Annotated in this window: 15 protein-coding genes, 2 pseudogenes and 1 other annotated feature; of the genes and pseudogenes, 5 read left to right on the top strand and 12 right to left on the bottom strand. The window is 43.3% G+C overall.

What is annotated here, in order from left to right:
- The 12 genes and pseudogenes from AB3112_RS02070 to ezrA form a co-directional block, all read right to left on the bottom strand.
- A pseudogene (locus AB3112_RS02070) lies at positions 1–136 on the bottom strand (amino acid ABC transporter permease); the annotation flags it as partial.
- 445 nt (positions 137–581) lie between these two features.
- Positions 582–1,388: a septum site-determining protein MinD gene (minD, locus tag AB3112_RS02075; protein ID WP_084972665.1), complete on the bottom strand. Its 807-nt coding sequence runs from the start codon at positions 1,386–1,388 to the stop codon at positions 582–584.
- A complete protein-coding gene (locus AB3112_RS02080; protein ID WP_057909299.1) occupies positions 1,381–2,064 on the bottom strand; it encodes a septum site-determining protein MinC in 684 nt (227 codons plus the stop codon). Before AB3112_RS02080 ends, minD begins: the two co-directional genes overlap by 8 nt.
- 15 nt (positions 2,065–2,079) lie before the next feature.
- Positions 2,080–2,604, bottom strand: a complete 525-nt coding sequence (gene mreD, locus AB3112_RS02085; RefSeq protein WP_084972666.1) for a rod shape-determining protein MreD — start codon at positions 2,602–2,604, stop codon at positions 2,080–2,082.
- A gap of 16 nt (positions 2,605–2,620) precedes the next feature.
- The gene (gene mreC / locus AB3112_RS02090) at positions 2,621–3,469 is read right to left on the bottom strand and encodes a rod shape-determining protein MreC (RefSeq protein WP_171031847.1); all 849 of its coding nucleotides are present in this window, start codon (positions 3,467–3,469) and stop codon (positions 2,621–2,623) included.
- Between the two features lie 45 nt (positions 3,470–3,514).
- Positions 3,515–4,522, bottom strand: coding sequence for a rod shape-determining protein (locus AB3112_RS02095; RefSeq protein WP_057909302.1), 1,008 nt, complete (start codon positions 4,520–4,522; stop codon positions 3,515–3,517).
- A 141-nt stretch (positions 4,523–4,663) separates the two neighbouring features.
- Positions 4,664–5,994 (bottom strand): annotated as a pseudogene (locus AB3112_RS02100) (folylpolyglutamate synthase/dihydrofolate synthase family protein).
- A gap of 115 nt (positions 5,995–6,109) precedes the next feature.
- Complete coding sequence (locus tag AB3112_RS02105; RefSeq protein ID WP_057909304.1) at positions 6,110–8,770, bottom strand: valine--tRNA ligase; 2,661 nt, start codon at positions 8,768–8,770, stop codon at positions 6,110–6,112.
- A gap of 60 nt (positions 8,771–8,830) precedes the next feature.
- Positions 8,831–9,041: a binding site (T-box leader), on the bottom strand.
- A 27-nt stretch (positions 9,042–9,068) separates the two neighbouring features.
- Positions 9,069–9,578, bottom strand: coding sequence for a thiol peroxidase (tpx, locus tag AB3112_RS02110; protein ID WP_057909305.1), 510 nt, complete (start codon positions 9,576–9,578; stop codon positions 9,069–9,071).
- Between the two features lie 80 nt (positions 9,579–9,658).
- Positions 9,659–10,876, bottom strand: a complete 1,218-nt coding sequence (thiI, locus tag AB3112_RS02115; RefSeq protein ID WP_084972669.1) for a tRNA uracil 4-sulfurtransferase ThiI — start codon at positions 10,874–10,876, stop codon at positions 9,659–9,661.
- Between the two features lie 8 nt (positions 10,877–10,884).
- A complete protein-coding gene (locus tag AB3112_RS02120; protein ID WP_084972670.1) occupies positions 10,885–12,030 on the bottom strand; it encodes a cysteine desulfurase family protein in 1,146 nt (381 codons plus the stop codon).
- Between the two features lie 164 nt (positions 12,031–12,194).
- On the bottom strand, positions 12,195–13,931 hold the full coding sequence (gene ezrA, locus AB3112_RS02125) for a septation ring formation regulator EzrA (protein ID WP_367333892.1): 1,737 nt from the start codon (positions 13,929–13,931) through the stop codon (positions 12,195–12,197).
- Positions 13,932–14,093: 162 nt separating this feature from the next.
- On the opposite strand from ezrA, the gene AB3112_RS02130 reads away from it, so the two are divergent.
- From AB3112_RS02130 to AB3112_RS02150, 5 genes are all read left to right on the top strand, one after another.
- Positions 14,094–14,558 carry a GAF domain-containing protein gene (locus AB3112_RS02130; protein WP_057909309.1) on the top strand — a complete coding sequence of 155 codons (465 nt, stop codon included), beginning with the start codon at positions 14,094–14,096 and terminating at the stop codon, positions 14,556–14,558.
- 191 nt (positions 14,559–14,749) lie between these two features.
- A complete protein-coding gene (rpsD, locus tag AB3112_RS02135; protein ID WP_057909310.1) occupies positions 14,750–15,361 on the top strand; it encodes a 30S ribosomal protein S4 in 612 nt (203 codons plus the stop codon).
- A gap of 110 nt (positions 15,362–15,471) precedes the next feature.
- Positions 15,472–16,761, top strand: coding sequence for a replication-associated recombination protein A (locus AB3112_RS02140; protein WP_367333893.1), 1,290 nt, complete (start codon positions 15,472–15,474; stop codon positions 16,759–16,761).
- A 14-nt stretch (positions 16,762–16,775) separates the two neighbouring features.
- Positions 16,776–17,069, top strand: a complete 294-nt coding sequence (locus tag AB3112_RS02145) for a hypothetical protein (protein WP_084972673.1) — start codon at positions 16,776–16,778, stop codon at positions 17,067–17,069.
- Positions 17,070–17,142: 73 nt separating this feature from the next.
- Positions 17,143–17,625, top strand: a complete 483-nt coding sequence (locus AB3112_RS02150; protein ID WP_013727704.1) for a universal stress protein — start codon at positions 17,143–17,145, stop codon at positions 17,623–17,625.
- Positions 17,626–17,632 lie beyond the last annotated feature (7 nt).

The raw sequence follows: 17,632 nt of genomic DNA on the forward strand, positions 1-17,632 counted from the left end.
TGAAGCGCTGAATCAGTCCCAAACCAACCAAGGCGCCCAACGGAATTGAGCAAATTAACGTCCAAAAGAAAATTGATAAAGTCATTTTGGTTCCAGATAATAAAGCTGGTAAAATTTCTTGAATATATTGAAACATTTGACATCCCTCCATAAAAAAATCCCCCTGAGTATCAAGACTCAAGAGGACGATGGTTTTCGCGGTTCCACCTCAATTTGCAACAAGTTCACACCTACTGCCTCATGAAGTTTAGTCAACCCGGTAAATAAAAAAATCCTCTTAAGCCATCAATGACTTAAGAGGACGATTTTATCGCGGTTCCACCTCAGATTTGCCCTTCACTCATGTGAAAAGCCTCTACAAGTTTAATACTAAACTTCAGCAATAACGTGCTCACCGCTTTTTCCTACTCTGTTCAGAAAAATGACTCCCAGATGTGACGACCAACAACTGAATACCCAACTTCCACCGTGATGAGCTCTCTGAAATTCAAATTGAAGACCGGTTCTGATCACCGTCTTTAAAATATCTTTAATTAAGTTAAATTCATCATAATCGTAATCGGAGAATCCGTCAAGCCTTTTTATCCCTTATGAAACCAATGAGATACTTTTTGCCAGAATGATGGCTGTTGCTCGTCTTTCATTTCCATCAACGGAACCGACTCGCCAACCAGGCGGCGGGCAATATCACGATAACCTTGTCCCGCTGGATTTTCAGCTTGCAACACAACCGGTTCACCATTATTTGAAGTGGTGATGACAGCATCATCGTCAAAAACGATTCCTAGTAATTCAACACCCAAATGATGTGTGATTTCATCAACGTCCATCACCGAACCATCCTTCATCATGTGCTGACGAATCCGGTTAATAATCAAATGAGGTTGTTCCTGCAGTGGATGCTGTTCAAGCAAGCCAACGACGCGATCAGCATCACGCACGGCTGAAATTTCGGGTGTGGTGACAATAATGGCACTATCGGCACCCGCAATTGCATTCATAAAGCCTTGTTCAATACCAGCTGGACAGTCAATTAAGACAAAATCAAAATCAGGCTTTAATTCATCAACAATTTCTTTGACTTGATCTTGATTCAAAGCTGTTTTGTCAGTATTTTGTGCAGCAGGCAGTAGATAGAGCAAATCATCAAATCGTTTGTCTTTGACCAGGGCCTGGCTCAGTTTTGCCCGACCACTGGCAACGTCAACGATGTCATACATGATCCGGTTATCGAGTCCTAAGACAACGTCCAAGTTCCGCAAACCGATATCAAGGTCCATCAAACAAACTTTTTTACCAAGCATTGCCAGTGCGGTCCCAATATTTGCAGATGAAGTTGTTTTACCAACCCCACCTTTACCTGAAGTTATAACGTAAGACTTACCCATTGATGACTCCTCCTATCTGATTGTAAAACTTGGGGTTGATCTGCTTTAAATCCTCAACTCGACCGTAATCCAAGACATGCAAGTCGTTGACGTAAACAACGGTGCGGCTATCCATTTGATGCTTAGAATCAGCTAAAATTTCAAATTGTTCACCAATTCGAACTTGTTGCGCACTATGTACATCCCCAATAATCATCTTATCTTCAAAATCAGGTGCACCGGCTTGGATAATCCCTTCAACATTTCCAAGAACGAAAATATTGCCAGTAACCAGTAATTTCCCGCCTTCGTGGACGGTCCCCAAGAAGAGAACGTCGCCTTCAATATGGACTTCTTGTCCATTTCGAATGACGCGATCCACAATATGGACACTTGACTGTTCCAAGATTCGATTGGATTCAGCCTTTGTAATCACGTCGGCAGTAATTTTATGAACAGAAAAAAGCTCGTAGTCCGAAAAAATTTTTTCGATTTCAGAACGGTCTTCTGCCGGCCATAATCGCATTCCCGTATAAATATCAAACGCAATGGTTTGCGGATCGGTTGAAGCGGTCTGCGTTTTTAAATTATCCAACAGCTTGCGAAGTGATGAATAAATATCTTGAACATTGGCATTTTCATCCAAAATAATTTCATAACCATCTTTGGTTCCTTTTAAAACGGCTGCGTCTTGCATCGTCTACTCCCCTTCTTATTGCCTATGAGTCCTATACAGCGTCTCAACCGGAAAGTAAGCAATTGCAAGCAAAACAAGATTGAGTGCCAGTGTAGGGGCTAATGTGTTAACAAGAAATTGGGCAACTGATGAATTTGTCTCCCCAATAAACGCATTTGCAACGTATCCTAGGCTAACTAAAACTGTAATTCCTAAAAAATACACCAAAAAACCACTCATGAAATTTGGTGGCAAAATTTGGTATACCGTTTGGCACAAATAAACAACCAGTGGAAAAATGAACACGTAAACACCCAATAAGCCCGTATAGTACATGTCGAAAATAAAACCGACAACGGCTGCCCAAACGTATAGGTGAAGCTTCTTGGGATTACCAAAGAAGGCTGCCAAAATCAGCCAGAGAACCGTTAAATACGGCACCATGGAATTTGGGTATTTATAAAGTGTCCCAGACATCGTCTGACTGAGGGAACCATCAAGAAAGAACGCAATAAATTGACCAATCACAAAGTAAATTGCAATAGGAACTTTTCGTTTCACTTAATTGTCCCTCCTATCAATTCCGAACTGCTATTGAGACGACTTCAATGTCGTTCAAATTAGCAGCAGGCTTTATATAAACTTTTTTAGCAAGACCGTAATCGTCTTCAGTGACCTTCGAAACTGTCCCAACGTAAATTCCCTTCGGAATCACACCGCCAAGACCACTAGTCGTCACCCGGTTACCAACCGAAAGCTTGGCTTTAGACGTAATATTTCCCATAATGATGCGGTTGGCAGACGAATCATACGATGTGATGATCCCGTTGACAACCTTGGAATTATCTCCCAAAACTTGAATCGCAAATCGGTTGGAGTTTTCTGCGGTATTTGAAATCAAGACAACCTTACTGTTGGTCTTGTTCACTTCAGCAACCGTTCCAATCAAGCCGGGTCCCGCAATTACCGGCATATCCTTCTTAACACCGGCAGCCTGACCCTTGTTTACAATGATCTGGCTAGCCCATGAAGAAGGTGTCCGGGTAATAACAGCAGCATTAATTTTTTCATACCCGGTCAGCGTACTGCCAACATTTAATTGACGCTTTAACTGTTTGTTCTCTCGTTCCAAAACTTGATCTTTTACCTGAGTCTGTGTCAGTTGGTCAACTTTGGATTTGAGTCGTTCATTTTCCTGGTAGGTGTTCAAAAGATTCTTAGTCGAAACAAACCCGTGATGAATGCCATTCATTGGTGCCGCAATGATTCGATCCCCAAAGCCAACAATGTCATTTCCAAACTGTTGAATAAGCGGTGGGGTGCTGCGCTTGTCTCTGATGGCAACCGATAGGGACATCAAACCAAAACTAACGATCAAACATACGACGACAATTACAAGCTTTCGACTGGAGAAAAATTTTTGCATAATTGCCTCCATTCGTTATTTAATAATTAACACTGAACTGGTTAATTATTGCTTTTTCTTCATTACATTAATGCTCTTTAATGATTCTCCAGTACCAATCGCAACACAATCAAGTGGGTCGGATGCAATGGAAACGGGAACTTGAGTCGCATCTGCAATCACATCGGTAATGTTTCTGAGCAACGCACCACCACCAGTTAAAACGATGCCATGGTCAATAACGTCAGCTGCAATTTCAGGTGACGTTTCTTCAAGTGTTTCCTTGATTGTGGCAATGATCGCCATAACAGACTCGTTAATTGCTTTGTTGACGTCAACACCGCTAATTTCAACAGTTGTTGGCAGTCCGGTAACTAAGTCGCGACCACGAACGGGAACTGATTTGATTTCTTTAGCTGCTTTTTCAGACGCAGAACCAATATCAATTTTGAGCTGCTCGGAAGTCCGTTCACCAATTAATAAATTGTATTTTTGACGGACGTACTGTGCAATTGCTTCATTGAGCTTATCGCCAGCCATTCGAACTGAACGGCTGGAAACAATCCCGCCCAAAGAAATGGTGGCAACGTCTGTGGTCCCACCACCAATATCAACCACCATGCTACCGGTTGGATCCATGACTGGAAGACCGGCACCGATTGCAGCTGCAAATGGTTCTTCAATGACGTACGCATCTCTGGCACCAGCAACTCTGGTGGCATCGATAACCGCCCGTTTTTCAACGGCTGTAATCCCTGTTGGTACACAAACCATGACGTAAGGCTTACCAGACGAATGTCCCAATGCCTTTTGAATGAAATACTTCATCATGGCAACAGTCGTATCATAATCGGCAATCACGCCGTCTTTCATTGGCCTAACCGCTTGAATACTTGCGGGAGTTCGGCCGATCATTGCGCGGGCCTCAGACCCAACGGCAATGACCTCGCCACTTTTCGTACTCTTAGCAACCACTGACGGTTCACGAAGGACAATTCCTTTGCCCTCAACGTAAACGATCGTATTAGCGGTTCCAAGATCAATTCCTATGTTTTTTTCCCCTAATCCAAACACGTTATCCATCCCTTCGTTGTCGATCAACTTAATTTAGTTCGATTTTTTATAGATTAATTTATTATTGTTTAACGAAACAAGTATATCATAACGCGTCCAAAAATAAATAAAATCAAGTGAATCGTGGACTGATTTAATAGATTATTTGAAAATTCGCGGGTTATCCTTTAAATATTGCCGAACGTCTGAGATAAAGTATAACGAGCCCGTAATCAATAACATATCCTCGGGCGCCAATTGCCCGGCCAAAGTTGAAATGGCTTCGTGCCAATCGTCAATAATCAGTGCTTGGTCGCCCACCGTTTCCAGCTGGTGTTCGAGCTTTTTGGGGTCGGCGGCACTGCGCTTGCCGGGTCCCGAAAACTGAGTTAAATAAACCGTCGCGTTTGGAATCGTATCCATCTTTTCGACCATTTTATCCGCTTGTTTATCTGCCAAAATCCCCATCAAAATGGTGATGTGGCCGGACGAAAAATCGGTTTGCAGCAATTTAACAATCTGGTCAACCGCCGACGTGTTATGGGCCCCGTCAAGGACGACGGTCGGATTGGTGGAAACCCGTTCGAAACGACCAGCCCATTGGGTTGCAGTAATCCCTTTTTCAACCGATTCTGTGGCTGCTGCAGCGTTTTGAAGTTGCTGATAGACCAAGTATGCCTCAATTGCCAAAGCAGCGTTGTGCGTTTGATAATCGCCCAATAAACCGGTGTGCAATTGGGCGAAGTGATGGGTTCCCGATTTGAAATCAAATGACTGTTGCCAATTTGATTCGCCTAAATCAGTGACCGTGAAATCAGTTCCTAAAATCTGGATCGGGCTGCCCTTTTTCTGGGCGGTTTTTTGATAACCGCCAAGGATTCCTGATCCACTCCGCCAACGACCACCGGCACTCCGGGTTTGATAATACCAGCTTTTTGAGCAGCAATTTTCGGTAACGTGTCACCTAGAATATGCATGTGGTCCCAGCCGATTGAAGTGATCACTGACACTTTGGGGACAATCACGTTGGTCGAATCAAATAAGCCACCCAATCCCACTTCAATCAAAATAATGTCGGCGTGGCCCTCGGCAAAATAAGTGAACATCATCGCCGTTACAATCTCAAATTCGGTCGGCCCACCCTCGGGCAACTCGTCATCCAACTTTTTGACGATGGGATAGACCGTTTGTGCCAACCGCAGAATTTCACTGTCTGAAATTGGCACACCGTTAACGCTGATCCGTTCGTTGAATTTCATTAGAAACGGTGAGGTAAAGCTGCCAACCGTTTTTCCATCTTCTTGAAAAATATTTCGTAAAAATGCCAGCGTTGATCCCTTGCCATTTGTGCCGGCAATGTGAATCGCGTTGATCCGTTTGTCGGGCGCTCCCAGTTCATCCAAAAATCGGCGCATTCGCTTCAGCGTCGGGATCTTCTTGAATTTAGTTCGCCCATGAATGAACGCCAGTGCCTCTTGATACGAGTTAATCATGTTTTCTCCTTAAAAAAACGTGGGTCAAACACGGTTACTATTACCGGGAGGACCCGGTAAACCGTATTTTTCCCCACGTCTTATCAAAATTTAACGATCTTCCTCAACAACTATTTTACATCTCACTACTAATTTGTTGCAAACGTTCCTTAGCCGCATCCAACTTGGACTGATAATCGGCTTGCTTCTTCTTTTCTTCGTCAACAACCGCATCCGGTGCGTTTTCGACAAAGCGCTTATTGGCCAACTTCCTTTCAGAACGGGCAACCTCGGATTCGAATTTATCAACATCTTTTTGAACCCGTGCTTGCTCATCTTTGAGATCAACCAGCTCAGCTAACGGTACAAAGACCGTTGCATCAGTAATCACGGCTGACATCGACAGCTTCGGTGCTTGGATGTCACTACCAATCTGAAGTTCCTTGGTGTGACAGAAGCGATCAATGTAGTCACGGTTTGATTCAAAGATTTCTTTTAAGGTACTGTTATCCGTTTGAATCAACATGTCAATTGGTGATGATAACGGTGCGTTGGCCTCGTTTCGAATATTACGAACGGCCGTGATCAGATCAATCAGTGACTGCATCTGATGCTCAGCAGTGCCGTCATTAAATTCAGGATGGTCAACCGGATACTCAGCGGTTACCAATGATTTGCCAACGTGTGGCATCATTTGCCAGATATACTCCGTTACAAACGGCATGATTGGCTGCAACAACCGTAATGTCTGGTCAAGAACATAAGCCAAGATATTCTGGGTGTTTTTCTTGAGCTTTTCATCGTCGCTGTTAAGTGCTTCTTTACTCATTTCAATGTACCAATCACAGAAATCGTTCCAAATGAAATCGTAAAGATAACGATCAGCTTCACCGAAGTTGTATTTCTCAAACAACTCAGAAACATGGTTAACCGTTGCGTTCAAACGGCTTAAAATCCATTTATCGGATAGTTGCCATTCCGATTTGTCCGGAAGCTCTGGTTTGTCGATGCCGTCCAGGTTCATGATAACGTACCGGCTGGCATTCCAAATCTTGTTAATGAAGTTCCAGGCGGAATCCATCTTGTCGTAACTGAATTTCAAATCTTGACCAGGGGTGCCACCAATTGACAGGAACCAACGCAATGCATCTGCCCCATACTTATCGATGACATCCATCGGATCAATCCCATTTCCAAGTGACTTGGACATCTTACGGCCCTGTGAATCTCGAATCAGGCCGTGAAGTAAAACGTCCTTAAATGGTCGTTCGTGGGTAAATTCAAGGCTTTGGAAAATCATCCGGGAAACCCAGAAGAAAATGATATCATATCCGGTTACCAACGTGTCGGTTGGAAAATAACGCTTCATGTCGTCAGTATCGTCTGGCCAACCCATGGTTGAAAACGGCCAGAGTGCAGATGAGAACCAGGTATCCAAAACATCCGGATCCTGTTCCCAGTTTTCTGCATCCTTTGGCGCTTCCATGCCAACGTATGTTTCACCAGTCTGCTTGTTGTACCAGGCTGGAATCTGATGTCCCCACCAAAGCTGACGAGAAATAACCCAATCATGCACGTTTTCCATCCACTGGGTGAAAGTGCCTTCAAATCGTTCAGGAAAGAAGCTGACCTTATCGTCAGTTGATTGATTTTGAATGGCTTGTTCTGCCAGTGGCTTCATTTTAACAAACCACTGAGTTGATAAACGGGCTTCGACTTGAACCCCGGTTCGTTCTGAATGACCAACTGAATGGACGATTGGATCAATTGAAAGCATCAGGCCTTCGTCTTCAAGATCCTTAACCATTGCTTTTCGGGCTTCAAAACGATCCATGCCTTTATACTTTCCGGCATTTTCGTTCATTGACGCGTCTTCGTTCATCGTATTAATCCGCTTTAGATTATGACGATTACCGACCTTAAAGTCATTAGGGTCATGGGCAGGCGTAATTTTAACCATTCCAGTTCCAAACTCAGGGTCAACGTATTGATCGGCAATGATTGGCACTTCACGGTTAATTAAAGGCACCAAAACCTTTTTGCCGACCAGTTCTTTATAACGTTCATCAGAAGGGTTAACCGCAACCGCAGTATCACCCATCATGGTTTCAGGACGAGTGGTTGCAATTTCAATGTAGTCCTTACCGTTAAATGTCGTGCCATCCGTAAATGGATACTTAACGTGGTAAAAGGCACCCTTGTCATCCTTGTGAATAACCTCAATATCGGACAAAGCGGTCCGAGCCTGTGGGTCCCAGTTAATAATATATTCGCCCCGATAAATCAAGCCCTTGTTATAAAGGGAAACGAAGACCTTGCGAACGGCCTTTGACAAGCCTTCGTCAAGCGTAAAGCGTTCACGTTCATAGTCCAGTGAAAGCCCTAATTTGGCCCACTGTTCCTTGATGGTCCGGGCAAAATCGTCTTTCCATTCCCAAACCTTATCGATAAACTTTTCACGGCCCAGGTCATAACGCGAGATGCCTTGTTTGCGAAGCTTGGCCTCAACTTTCGCTTGCGTTGCAATCCCCGCATGGTCCATTCCTGGCAGCCAAAGGGTATCATAACCCTGCATCCGCTTGCGGCGAATAATCATATCCTGCAGTGTGGTATCCCAGGCGTGGCCCAAGTGGAGCTTTCCAGTAACATTTGGTGGCGGTAAAACGATTGAAAATGGTTTTGCTTTTTTATCCCCACTTGGTTCAAATACCCCTTCTTCAAGCCATTCATTATATCTTCCCTTTTCAACGGAAGTTGGATCATATTTCGTTGACATTTCTTGCTTCTTGTCTGACATGACGTCGCCCCTTTCAAATCCAATCTCAATTTTATGTAACAAAAAAACACTCCATCCAAACATTAGGACGAAGTGCTCGCGGTACCACCTAAATTGGGCTGCAAAGCCCCACTTAACTATCATTGTAACGGTCTGATAATCCCGTCCCGCTCTCAAAATTCGAGCGGGCAGCTCACAAGTTACTTTCACACAACAATCGGTAAAAATCTCCCAGCAATGATTTTCTTTCTGAAACCGGATCGTTGGCTACTCTCTTGCTCAACACTTTAATTTAATTTTAATCTTAACCAACTTTTGACTAATCGTCAACACGCTTGGCAACTTTTTTCAACGCATTTAACACATCGTCATAGTCCGGCTCATTGGTAATTTCAGGAACAATCTGACGATAGATAATCTTGCCGGTTGCATCAACAATGTAAATTGTCCGCGCCAAAGCACCGAAGTTTGGTAAATAAAGCTTCATTGCATAACCTAATGAAAGGTTTTCATCGGACAACATTTTTAAATTGGCGACGCCTTGTGCAGCACACCAATTTTTTTGTTGTTCAACCGTGTTATTGGAAACGGTCAAAAATTGAACATCGGGAAACTTATCAGCTTCCTGATTGAATTTTCGAGTTTCCACAGAGCAGACCGGTGTATCAATATCGGGAACCGTTGAAAGCAACGTGATTCTGCCAATAATATCAGCAGTCTTAACTTTGTTTCCGTCAGCGTCCTCAAGCTTAAACTTTGGCAGGGTTTCACCAACTTCTGGTGGATTGCCAAACATACTTTCTTCTTTACCATTGATCGTGATTTCCATAAAAGCACTCCCTTGGTCAATTAACTAACGTTATACATAATGTAGCCCACTCCAAGAAATTTGGCAAGGTGTTTTGTGAATTAAAGGAGTTCGGCAAAGATATCTTGGTTTTGGTTAAGAAATTCTTCGCCAGGTTTGATATCGGTAATTTGAATATGATCAATCGCTTTTTTCATCAAGCCGTCAACATCAATGTATGATTCAAACTTGCGCGACTTGTCCAAATCCGGACGCGTCTTTGGTGCAGGTGGCGTAAAAATCGTACAACAATCCTCAAACGGCAGAATCGACAGATCATACGTCTTAATCTTTTCAGAAATCTTGATAATTTCAGTCTTGTCCATCGATACCAACGGTCGTAATACGGGCATCGTCGTAACGTCGTTGATGGCCATCATACTTTCCAAGGTTTGTGAGGCAACCTGCCCCAGGGCTTCGCCGGTAAAGACGCCGTCGCAATGCCTTTCCTGAGTAATTTTGGCGGCAATCCGCAGCATCATCCGCCGTTGGATCGTCATCAGATAGCCTTCGGGAACCTTTTCCTTGATGGTCTCTTGAATCTCGGTAAACGGCACCTGAATGAACTGAATATTGCCGGAATACTTTGCCAAAACTGAAGTCAACTGCTTGGCCTTATTCAGGGCTTGGTCACTCGTATATGGTGGGCTGTAAAAATGAATCATGTCAATTTTAACGCCCCGTTTCATGGCCAAATACGTTGCAACCGGCGAATCGATTCCACCGGAAAGCATCATGGTTGCCCGGCCACCGGTTCCCACCGGAAGGCCGCCCGCCCCATGAATCTTTTCTGAAGACAAAAACGCCCCGTTCATGCGAATTTCAACACGAATTGAAATGTCGGGGTTCTTGACGTCAACGCTAATACCGTCAACATTTTCAAGGATGTAGTCGCCTAACAGATTATTGATTTGGTTGGTGTCGTATTGAAAATGTTTATCCTGGCGACGGGTGTTAATTTTAAACGTTGCTCCGTCATGGTACTGTTCTTTGACCATTTCCAGCGCAGTTTGTTTAATCGTCTCCATGTCTTTATCCAACTTAACTGATGGATAAAAATTTTCAATTCCAAAAACGCCCTTCAAACTATCGATAACCGCCTGATCGTCTTCACCATTGAGGGCCACGTGAAGTCGGTCCCGCTGTGGCTTGACTTCGAGCTTTGGAAATGGGTGCAAAACAGCTCGGACATTTCTGCCAAGCTGCTTAATAAAATCTTTTTTATTTTTGCCCTTAGTGGACAGCTCGCCATAGCGAACCATAATTTCTGTATAGTGCATACTGACTCCTAACTTAATTTGTCAAATTCTTCATACAATTGATCAAATACTTTCACGAATTGTTTGGCTTCATCAAGTGTATTATGATCGCCAAGTGAAATTCGAACCGCACTGGTGGCAATATCGTCCGGGACCCGCATCGCATTTAAAGTTCCTGATTCGTCATGATCTTTAGATGAGCAGGCACTGGTGGTTGAAATGTAGATATCGTGTTTTTCAAAGGCATGGACAATTGTTTCACCACGAACACCCTTGATTGCAAAACATAAGATATGTGGTGCAAACGTGGCGTCATTCTTTGAAAAAATGGTCACTTTATCAAACTGACTGATGTGGTCCATAATCAATTGCTTGATTTGGCGTTCCTTATCAACGGCAGCCGGTTCTGTGCCCAGAACTAACCGAATCGCTTTTGACATGGCGGTAATTCCAGGAAGGTTTTCGGTGCCTGAACGCTGATTTTTTTCCTGTCCGCCACCATTCATTAATGGCGCGATTCTGCGGCCGCGACGTGCGTAGATGAAACCTGTCCCACGAGGTGCGTGGAACTTATGGCCGGAGAACACGGCAAAATCAGTCCGATCGTTAAAAATCTGATCCTGAATTCCCTTTCCTAATCCCTGAACCGCATCGACATGGAAGTGAATTTTAGGGTATTGTTTTAACAGCTCAGCCGCTTCTTTGATTGGCTGAATCGTCCCAATTTCATTATTGACCGCCATAATCGACACCAACGTCGTCTCTGGACGAATCGCAGCTTTTAAATCATCAATCGAAATGCGGCCCTCGTCATCGACCGGTAAATAGGTCACGTCATAGCCCAACTGTCTGAGCTGTTCAAACGAATTCTTGACGGCGGCGTGTTCAACCGAGGTGGTAATTAAGTGCTTACCAAAGGCCCGCTTTTCAATTGCGGTTCCCTTGATAACCCAGTTGTCGCCTTCGGTTCCGCCACTTGTAAAGTAGATTTCATCAGGATGAACGTTCAGTAAATCGGCAATCTGCTTACGTGACTGCTCAAGTAAGTTGAATGCCTGCTCACCAAAATTATGCAGGCTGGAAGGATTCCCCCAGACCTGCTGGCTAACTTTATTGTATGTGTCAAGAACTTCAGGTAATACTTTTGTGGTGGCACTATTATCAAAATAAATCATTCGAAACCTTCTTCTCTCATTTATTGGTTCGACTCCAACAAATATAACTCCCAGTATGATACACCCAAACACAGCGTGTCACAAGCGGGATGCTTGTTGGCGTCGATTTTAAAACAAACAAAAGGCGGGCCACATTTTTGATTGTGCCCGTCTTTTCATTCAAATTATTGATCTTCTTCAACGACATTATCAGACTTGGAACGTTTCTTGGAGTTGAAATAATCATCTTTAATCTTGGTGAAAACGCCGGAAGACTGTTTTTCCAGCGCCTTAGAGATGATACTTAAGCTCTGTTCATAATCATATTTTTGATCAAAGTACATCTGCGCCGTTTTGCTGGCAGCAGCAATTTCGGAGTTGGTGCTGATAAACCGGTTGGCGTACTGAATAGTCTGTTCAGCCAGCACTGCATCATCGATCAGCTGACTGGTCTTTTCTTCAAGTGTATCCATGTCCGATTGAATGATAATCAGCTGTTTGGAAATATCATCCATATCAATCTGTGGCTGATTCATTGCATTATCCAAATGATTGATCTCACGAATAACGGCGGCAAATGCATCTTGATAGGTGTCTGATAATCCGGGTAGATTATGATTATCGATTCGACGCTTTTTATTCCGCATTTCCAAATCAAAACCGGCCAGCGCACTTCTGGCAGCATTTTCTTGTTTTGGCAATTTGATGGCTGCTTGAAAGAGTGCTTTTTGCTCGGACTCAATTTGACTCAAGTCCTTCATCATTTGTTTTTGATCAGTTTGAATGGTTGAAAAAACAGCCTCGCCATCCTTCATTTGTTGAACTTCGTTTTGATACTTCTTTTCAATGGTTGAAATCTGTTGATCATATTGATGATTATTCTCAATTTCTTGATGATTCAAGACATAACTTTTGTTAAGTGTTTCCAGCCTTAACTGCAAGTCACCATTTTGTTTGCGAACATGGTCAATGTATTCTCCAATGACTTTGGTATGCTTTTCAACGTCCGGACGGGCTTTAAATTCTTTGTCAATTGCGTCATACATCTGGTCGATTCGATCCGCGATATTCTGAGTCGCTTTTTCAACCGAATCAATTTCCAAGTTTTCAAGTTTCTTGGTGTTAACCTTCAACTGATCGCGAATTCCCTTGATTGTTTTGACAAACTGATCATTGGGAAAGTTGTACTGCTTTTGTTTTAGTTCGTTGTAGCCGGACTCGATTTCGTCGACTTGTTCAACAAATTCTTTAGAAATCAATTCATAGAGTTTGGGAATCCGATCCATATATGATTCCAATTTGTCGGTGGCAGTATTCAAATCGCTCAAGACTTCTTCTGCGCTGTTTGGATCGCCACTTTTTGTCAATTGGGTGAACTCATCAAAAGTCCCCTCAATATCTGATAGCATCTTCTCTAAATTATCAATGCTGGGGCCAAATGACTGGTTCTTATTGAGAATATCTTCTCGCAAGCGCTTGTATTTCTTATCGAGTTCATCCAGCGCCAACTTATGCTGCTTATTCAAATCATAAAGTTGGGCTAAGCCGGCTTGAATGTCTTTGAGTGTCGAATCAGCGTCGGAAATTGCTTTGTTGGCAGCTTGCCAATCGCTTTTGGTCTTTAAGAAATTAATGCCCTTGCCGTCTTCTTTAACGGCCTCAATGCCTTCATCAATACTCGGCAGCATTTGGTTCTTATAATGCTGATACTTGTTGTACAGTTGATCATACTTTTTGTGAGACTCACCGGTTAAGTTCATCTTCTTGGCAAGCGCAAATTCATCATCCAACGGAATCTTGTTCAAATCCCGCTTATTCTCGTAAATACTCGTTGCCATCTTAATAGTCCGTCTTTGATAAAAAACGAATCCCAGGTAACAAGCCCCCACTACCACGATAATTCCAATCAACAAAGTAAGCATTCGATCCCATCCTTCAGAAATAAAGATATAAAAAAACGTTATTGTAGTAAAATTGTCAAAAACAATTTATTATGTATGAATAGTTAAATAATGTGCTCTAAGTTGAATTATATCATAGTAGGGCCCTTTCACCATATTATTTTTAAAGTGAGGAAAACAATTATGCAAAACGTTAAAAATTTAGTGAACCAACAGCTTGACGCCCTTTTAGAAGGTGAAACCGATTTGGTTGCAAATATGGCCAACGCGGCGGCCTTATTAAACATTAGTCTCGAAGATATCAACTGGGTCGGATTTTACCGTTACGTCCCTTCAGACGATGAATTGATTCTCGGCCCCTTCCAAGGCAATGTCGCCTGCATGCATATCAAAAATGGTGACGGTGTCTGTGGCACAGCACTCAAGCAGAAGCATTCATTGCGTGTTGCCGACGTTCACCAATTTGCCGGCCACATTGCTTGTGATGCCAACTCCAAATCAGAACTGGTGATTCCATTATTCAAGGACGGTCAGGCAATTGGCGTTTTGGACATCGATTCACCAATTCTGGATCGTTTTTCAAGTGAAGATGAAGAAAACTTGAACGCCTTTGGTGACATCTTCGTTAAACATGTTGACTTAGGGTAGAAATCTTTATACAATGGTGGTTGTGTAAAATAACGCAGCAGTAGACGGTAAGCTCGTCAACATGTTGTTGCCATTCAATTGGTTCTGCAAGTAACTCAATCGGCTGCTTGAGCGAAAGAGCAAAGCAACATGCACGAATACTAAGTCTGCAATGGCTTATTTTACTCCAAAAAAATATTGGAGGATTACTTATGTCAAGATATACAGGTCCAAGTTGGAGAATTTCACGTCGTTTAGGTATCTCTTTATCAGGTACTGGTAAAGAACTTTCACGTCGTCCTTATGCTCCTGGTGATCACGGTCAAGGCCGTCGTTCAAAACTTTCAGAATATGGTTTGCAATTACACGAAAAGCAAAAGCTTCGTTACATGTACGGACTGACTGAACGTCAATTCAGTAACTTGTTCGTTCGTGCCGGTAAGATTCGTGAAGGTAAGCATGGTGTTAACTTCATGATCTTACTTGAAGAGCGTTTGGATAACATGGTTTACCGTTTAGGTTTGGCTACCACTCGTCGTCAAGCACGTCAATTGGTTAACCATGGTCACATCACTGTTGATGGCAAACGTGTTGATATTCCATCATATGAAGTTCAACCTGGTCAAGTAATCTCTGTTCGTGAGAAGTCCAAGAATCTCCAAGTTATCAAGGATGCTGTTGAAGCTGTTGTGGGTCGTCCACAATACGTTAGCTTCGATGCAGACAAGCTTGAAGGCTCATTGGTACGTCTTCCACAACGTGAAGAACTTGATGCTGATATTGACGAATCACTTATTGTTGAATACTACAACAAGTTGGGTTAATCATTCAGCGGGCGTTTTGCTTATGGCAAAGCGCTTTTTTTGTACCTTTAGGAACATGTTATACTTGATAAGGTTTTGATTTTTAACACGTTTAAGAAAGGAGGATCAATATGCAACAACCCCTCGCCTATCGAATGCGACCCACCAGGATTGAAGACATCGTTGGTCAACAAGACTTGGTTGGTCCAGGTAAAATCATTGATCGAATGGTCCGCGCAAAGATGCTCTCGTCGATGATCCTCTATGGGCCGCCGGGAACTGGGAAAACCAGTATTGCCAGCGCGATTGCCGGTTCAACCAAGTATGCCTTTCGGATGCTGAATGCCGCCACGGATGCCAAAAAGGATTTGCAAGTCGTCGCGGAAGAAGCCAAGATGAGCGGCACGGTCGTTTTGCTGCTGGATGAAATTCACCGTTTGGATAAAACCAAGCAGGATTTCTTGCTGCCACTACTGGAAAACGGTTCAATCATTTTGATCGGGGCGACGACTGAAAATCCGTATATCAATATCAACCCGGCCATTCGTTCCAGAACCCAAATTTTTGAGGTGCATCCCCTTTCAGCAGATGACATCAAAAAGGCCTTACAGCGCGCATTGGCTGATAAGGAAAAGGGGCTTGGCAATTACCCTGTCACCATTACTGATTCGGCAATCAACTTTCTTTCGACAGCAACCAATGGTGATTTGAGGTCCTCGCTGAACGCTTTGGAACTGGCGGTCAAATCCACCGAAAAAAATGCTGAAGGAAACATCCCAGTCACCCAAGCCGTCGTTGAAGAATGTCTCCAGCGAAAGGCCTTAAATTCCGATAAAGACGGTGACGCCCATTACGACGTGATTTCGGCTTTTCAAAAATCAATCCGCGGATCCGACGTTGACGCCGCCCTGCACTATGCCGGCCGCCTAATTGAGTCTGGAGATCTGATTTCGGTGATGCGCCGACTGATGGTCATTGCTTATGAAGATATCGGATTGGCAAATCCCGGTGCCTGTGAGCGGACCGTGGCCGCAATCGACGCAGCGCGCCAGTTGGGCCTGCCGGAGGGCCGGATTCCGTTGGCAAATGCGATTATTGAACTCTGTTTGAGTCCCAAATCAAATTCAGCCATGACCGCCATCGACGACGCGTTAAGCGATATTCGATCCGGCAATTACGGAGACGTTCCCCTGCACCTCAAGGATGCTCATTATCAAGGCGCCAAGAAGCTCGGCCGTGGTGTGACGTACAAGTACCCCCACGATTTCCCAAATGATTGGGTCAAGCAGCAGTACCTGCCGGAAAAAATTAAGAACGCTCAGTATTATCACCCGAAGGAAAACGGCCGTATTGAAAGTGCCCTTAAACAGCAATACTTAAAATTGCGGCACTCGTCAGGCCATCAATCAATTGAAAAATAATTTGGAGAATACTCATGATCATTAATATTTTAGTCGGCATTGCCGTCATCATTGCAGCCTATATTGGCTACTACCTCCTCTCTCATTTAAAGAAAACGATGTTTAATATCTCGGTTCAAGACGAGCCCAGGTTAAAAAGTGCTGCCAAAAATGGCGGTTGGATGTTTTTATTTTTAGCGTTATTGGGAATTATTTCACTATTGATTCAAAACGATATCTTAATTTTGGTTGTGCTTCTATGGATGACAGCTCACGGGTTAATCGTTGAATTTGCGATCCTAAACGTGATCAACCATAAGCAACACTAAGTATTTATTTCTTTGTATTTTCCCGAAAGTAAAGTACAATTAAGTTAATTAGAAAGAAATGAGGGTGGGCATCATGTTACAACAACAATATAAACAAATTTTGGTCCCAGTTGACGGATCCTACGAGGCTGAGTTGGCATTCAAGAAGGGTGTTGCCGTTGCCATTCGTAATAATGCATCTCTTCACTTAGTTCACGTTGTTGACACACGTGCATTTCAAAATATTTCAAGCTTTGATACGTCAATGGTTGAACAAGTCACTGATACCGCAAAAGAAACTTTGGATAAATACATTGAAGATGCAAAAAAAGCAGGTCTCAACGATGTTGATTATTCGATTGAGTACGGTGCACCAAAGACCGTCATTGCCAGAGACATTCCACAAAATCTCAACATCGATTTAATCATGATCGGTGCAACTGGTTTGAATGCCGTTGAAAGACTCTTAATCGGTTCAGTTACTGAGTATGTCACTCGAACAGCGGTATGTGATGTTTTAGTCGTCAGAACAGACTTGGACAACAAACCAGCTGTTAACCCCAGCAAACATGTTTAAGCCGTCA

This window comes from Lentilactobacillus sp. (assembly GCF_040773105.1).
In the GTDB taxonomy this organism is placed as follows: Bacteria; Bacillota; Bacilli; order Lactobacillales; family Lactobacillaceae; genus Lentilactobacillus; species Lentilactobacillus parabuchneri.

Excerpts from the sequence above, each read along its gene's own strand:
- AB3112_RS02080 (WP_057909299.1), bottom strand. The coding sequence starts at position 2,064 with ATGCAAGACGCAGCCGTTTTAAAAGGAACCAAAGATGGTTATGAAATT.
- AB3112_RS02140 (WP_367333893.1), top strand. The coding sequence starts at position 15,472 with ATGCAACAACCCCTCGCCTATCGAATGCGACCCACCAGGATTGAAGAC.
- AB3112_RS02105 (WP_057909304.1), bottom strand. The coding sequence starts at position 8,770 with ATGTCAGACAAGAAGCAAGAAATGTCAACGAAATATGATCCAACTTCC.
- thiI (WP_084972669.1), bottom strand. The coding sequence starts at position 10,876 with ATGCACTATACAGAAATTATGGTTCGCTATGGCGAGCTGTCCACTAAG.
- tpx (WP_057909305.1), bottom strand. The coding sequence starts at position 9,578 with ATGGAAATCACGATCAATGGTAAAGAAGAAAGTATGTTTGGCAATCCA.
- AB3112_RS02145 (WP_084972673.1), top strand. The coding sequence starts at position 16,776 with ATGATCATTAATATTTTAGTCGGCATTGCCGTCATCATTGCAGCCTAT.
- AB3112_RS02120 (WP_084972670.1), bottom strand. The coding sequence starts at position 12,030 with ATGATTTATTTTGATAATAGTGCCACCACAAAAGTATTACCTGAAGTT.
- ezrA (WP_367333892.1), bottom strand. The coding sequence starts at position 13,931 with ATGCTTACTTTGTTGATTGGAATTATCGTGGTAGTGGGGGCTTGTTAC.
- mreC (WP_171031847.1), bottom strand. The coding sequence starts at position 3,469 with ATGCAAAAATTTTTCTCCAGTCGAAAGCTTGTAATTGTCGTCGTATGT.
- minD (WP_084972665.1), bottom strand. The coding sequence starts at position 1,388 with ATGGGTAAGTCTTACGTTATAACTTCAGGTAAAGGTGGGGTTGGTAAA.
- rpsD (WP_057909310.1), top strand. The coding sequence starts at position 14,750 with ATGTCAAGATATACAGGTCCAAGTTGGAGAATTTCACGTCGTTTAGGT.
- AB3112_RS02150 (WP_013727704.1), top strand. The coding sequence starts at position 17,143 with ATGTTACAACAACAATATAAACAAATTTTGGTCCCAGTTGACGGATCC.
- AB3112_RS02130 (WP_057909309.1), top strand. The coding sequence starts at position 14,094 with ATGCAAAACGTTAAAAATTTAGTGAACCAACAGCTTGACGCCCTTTTA.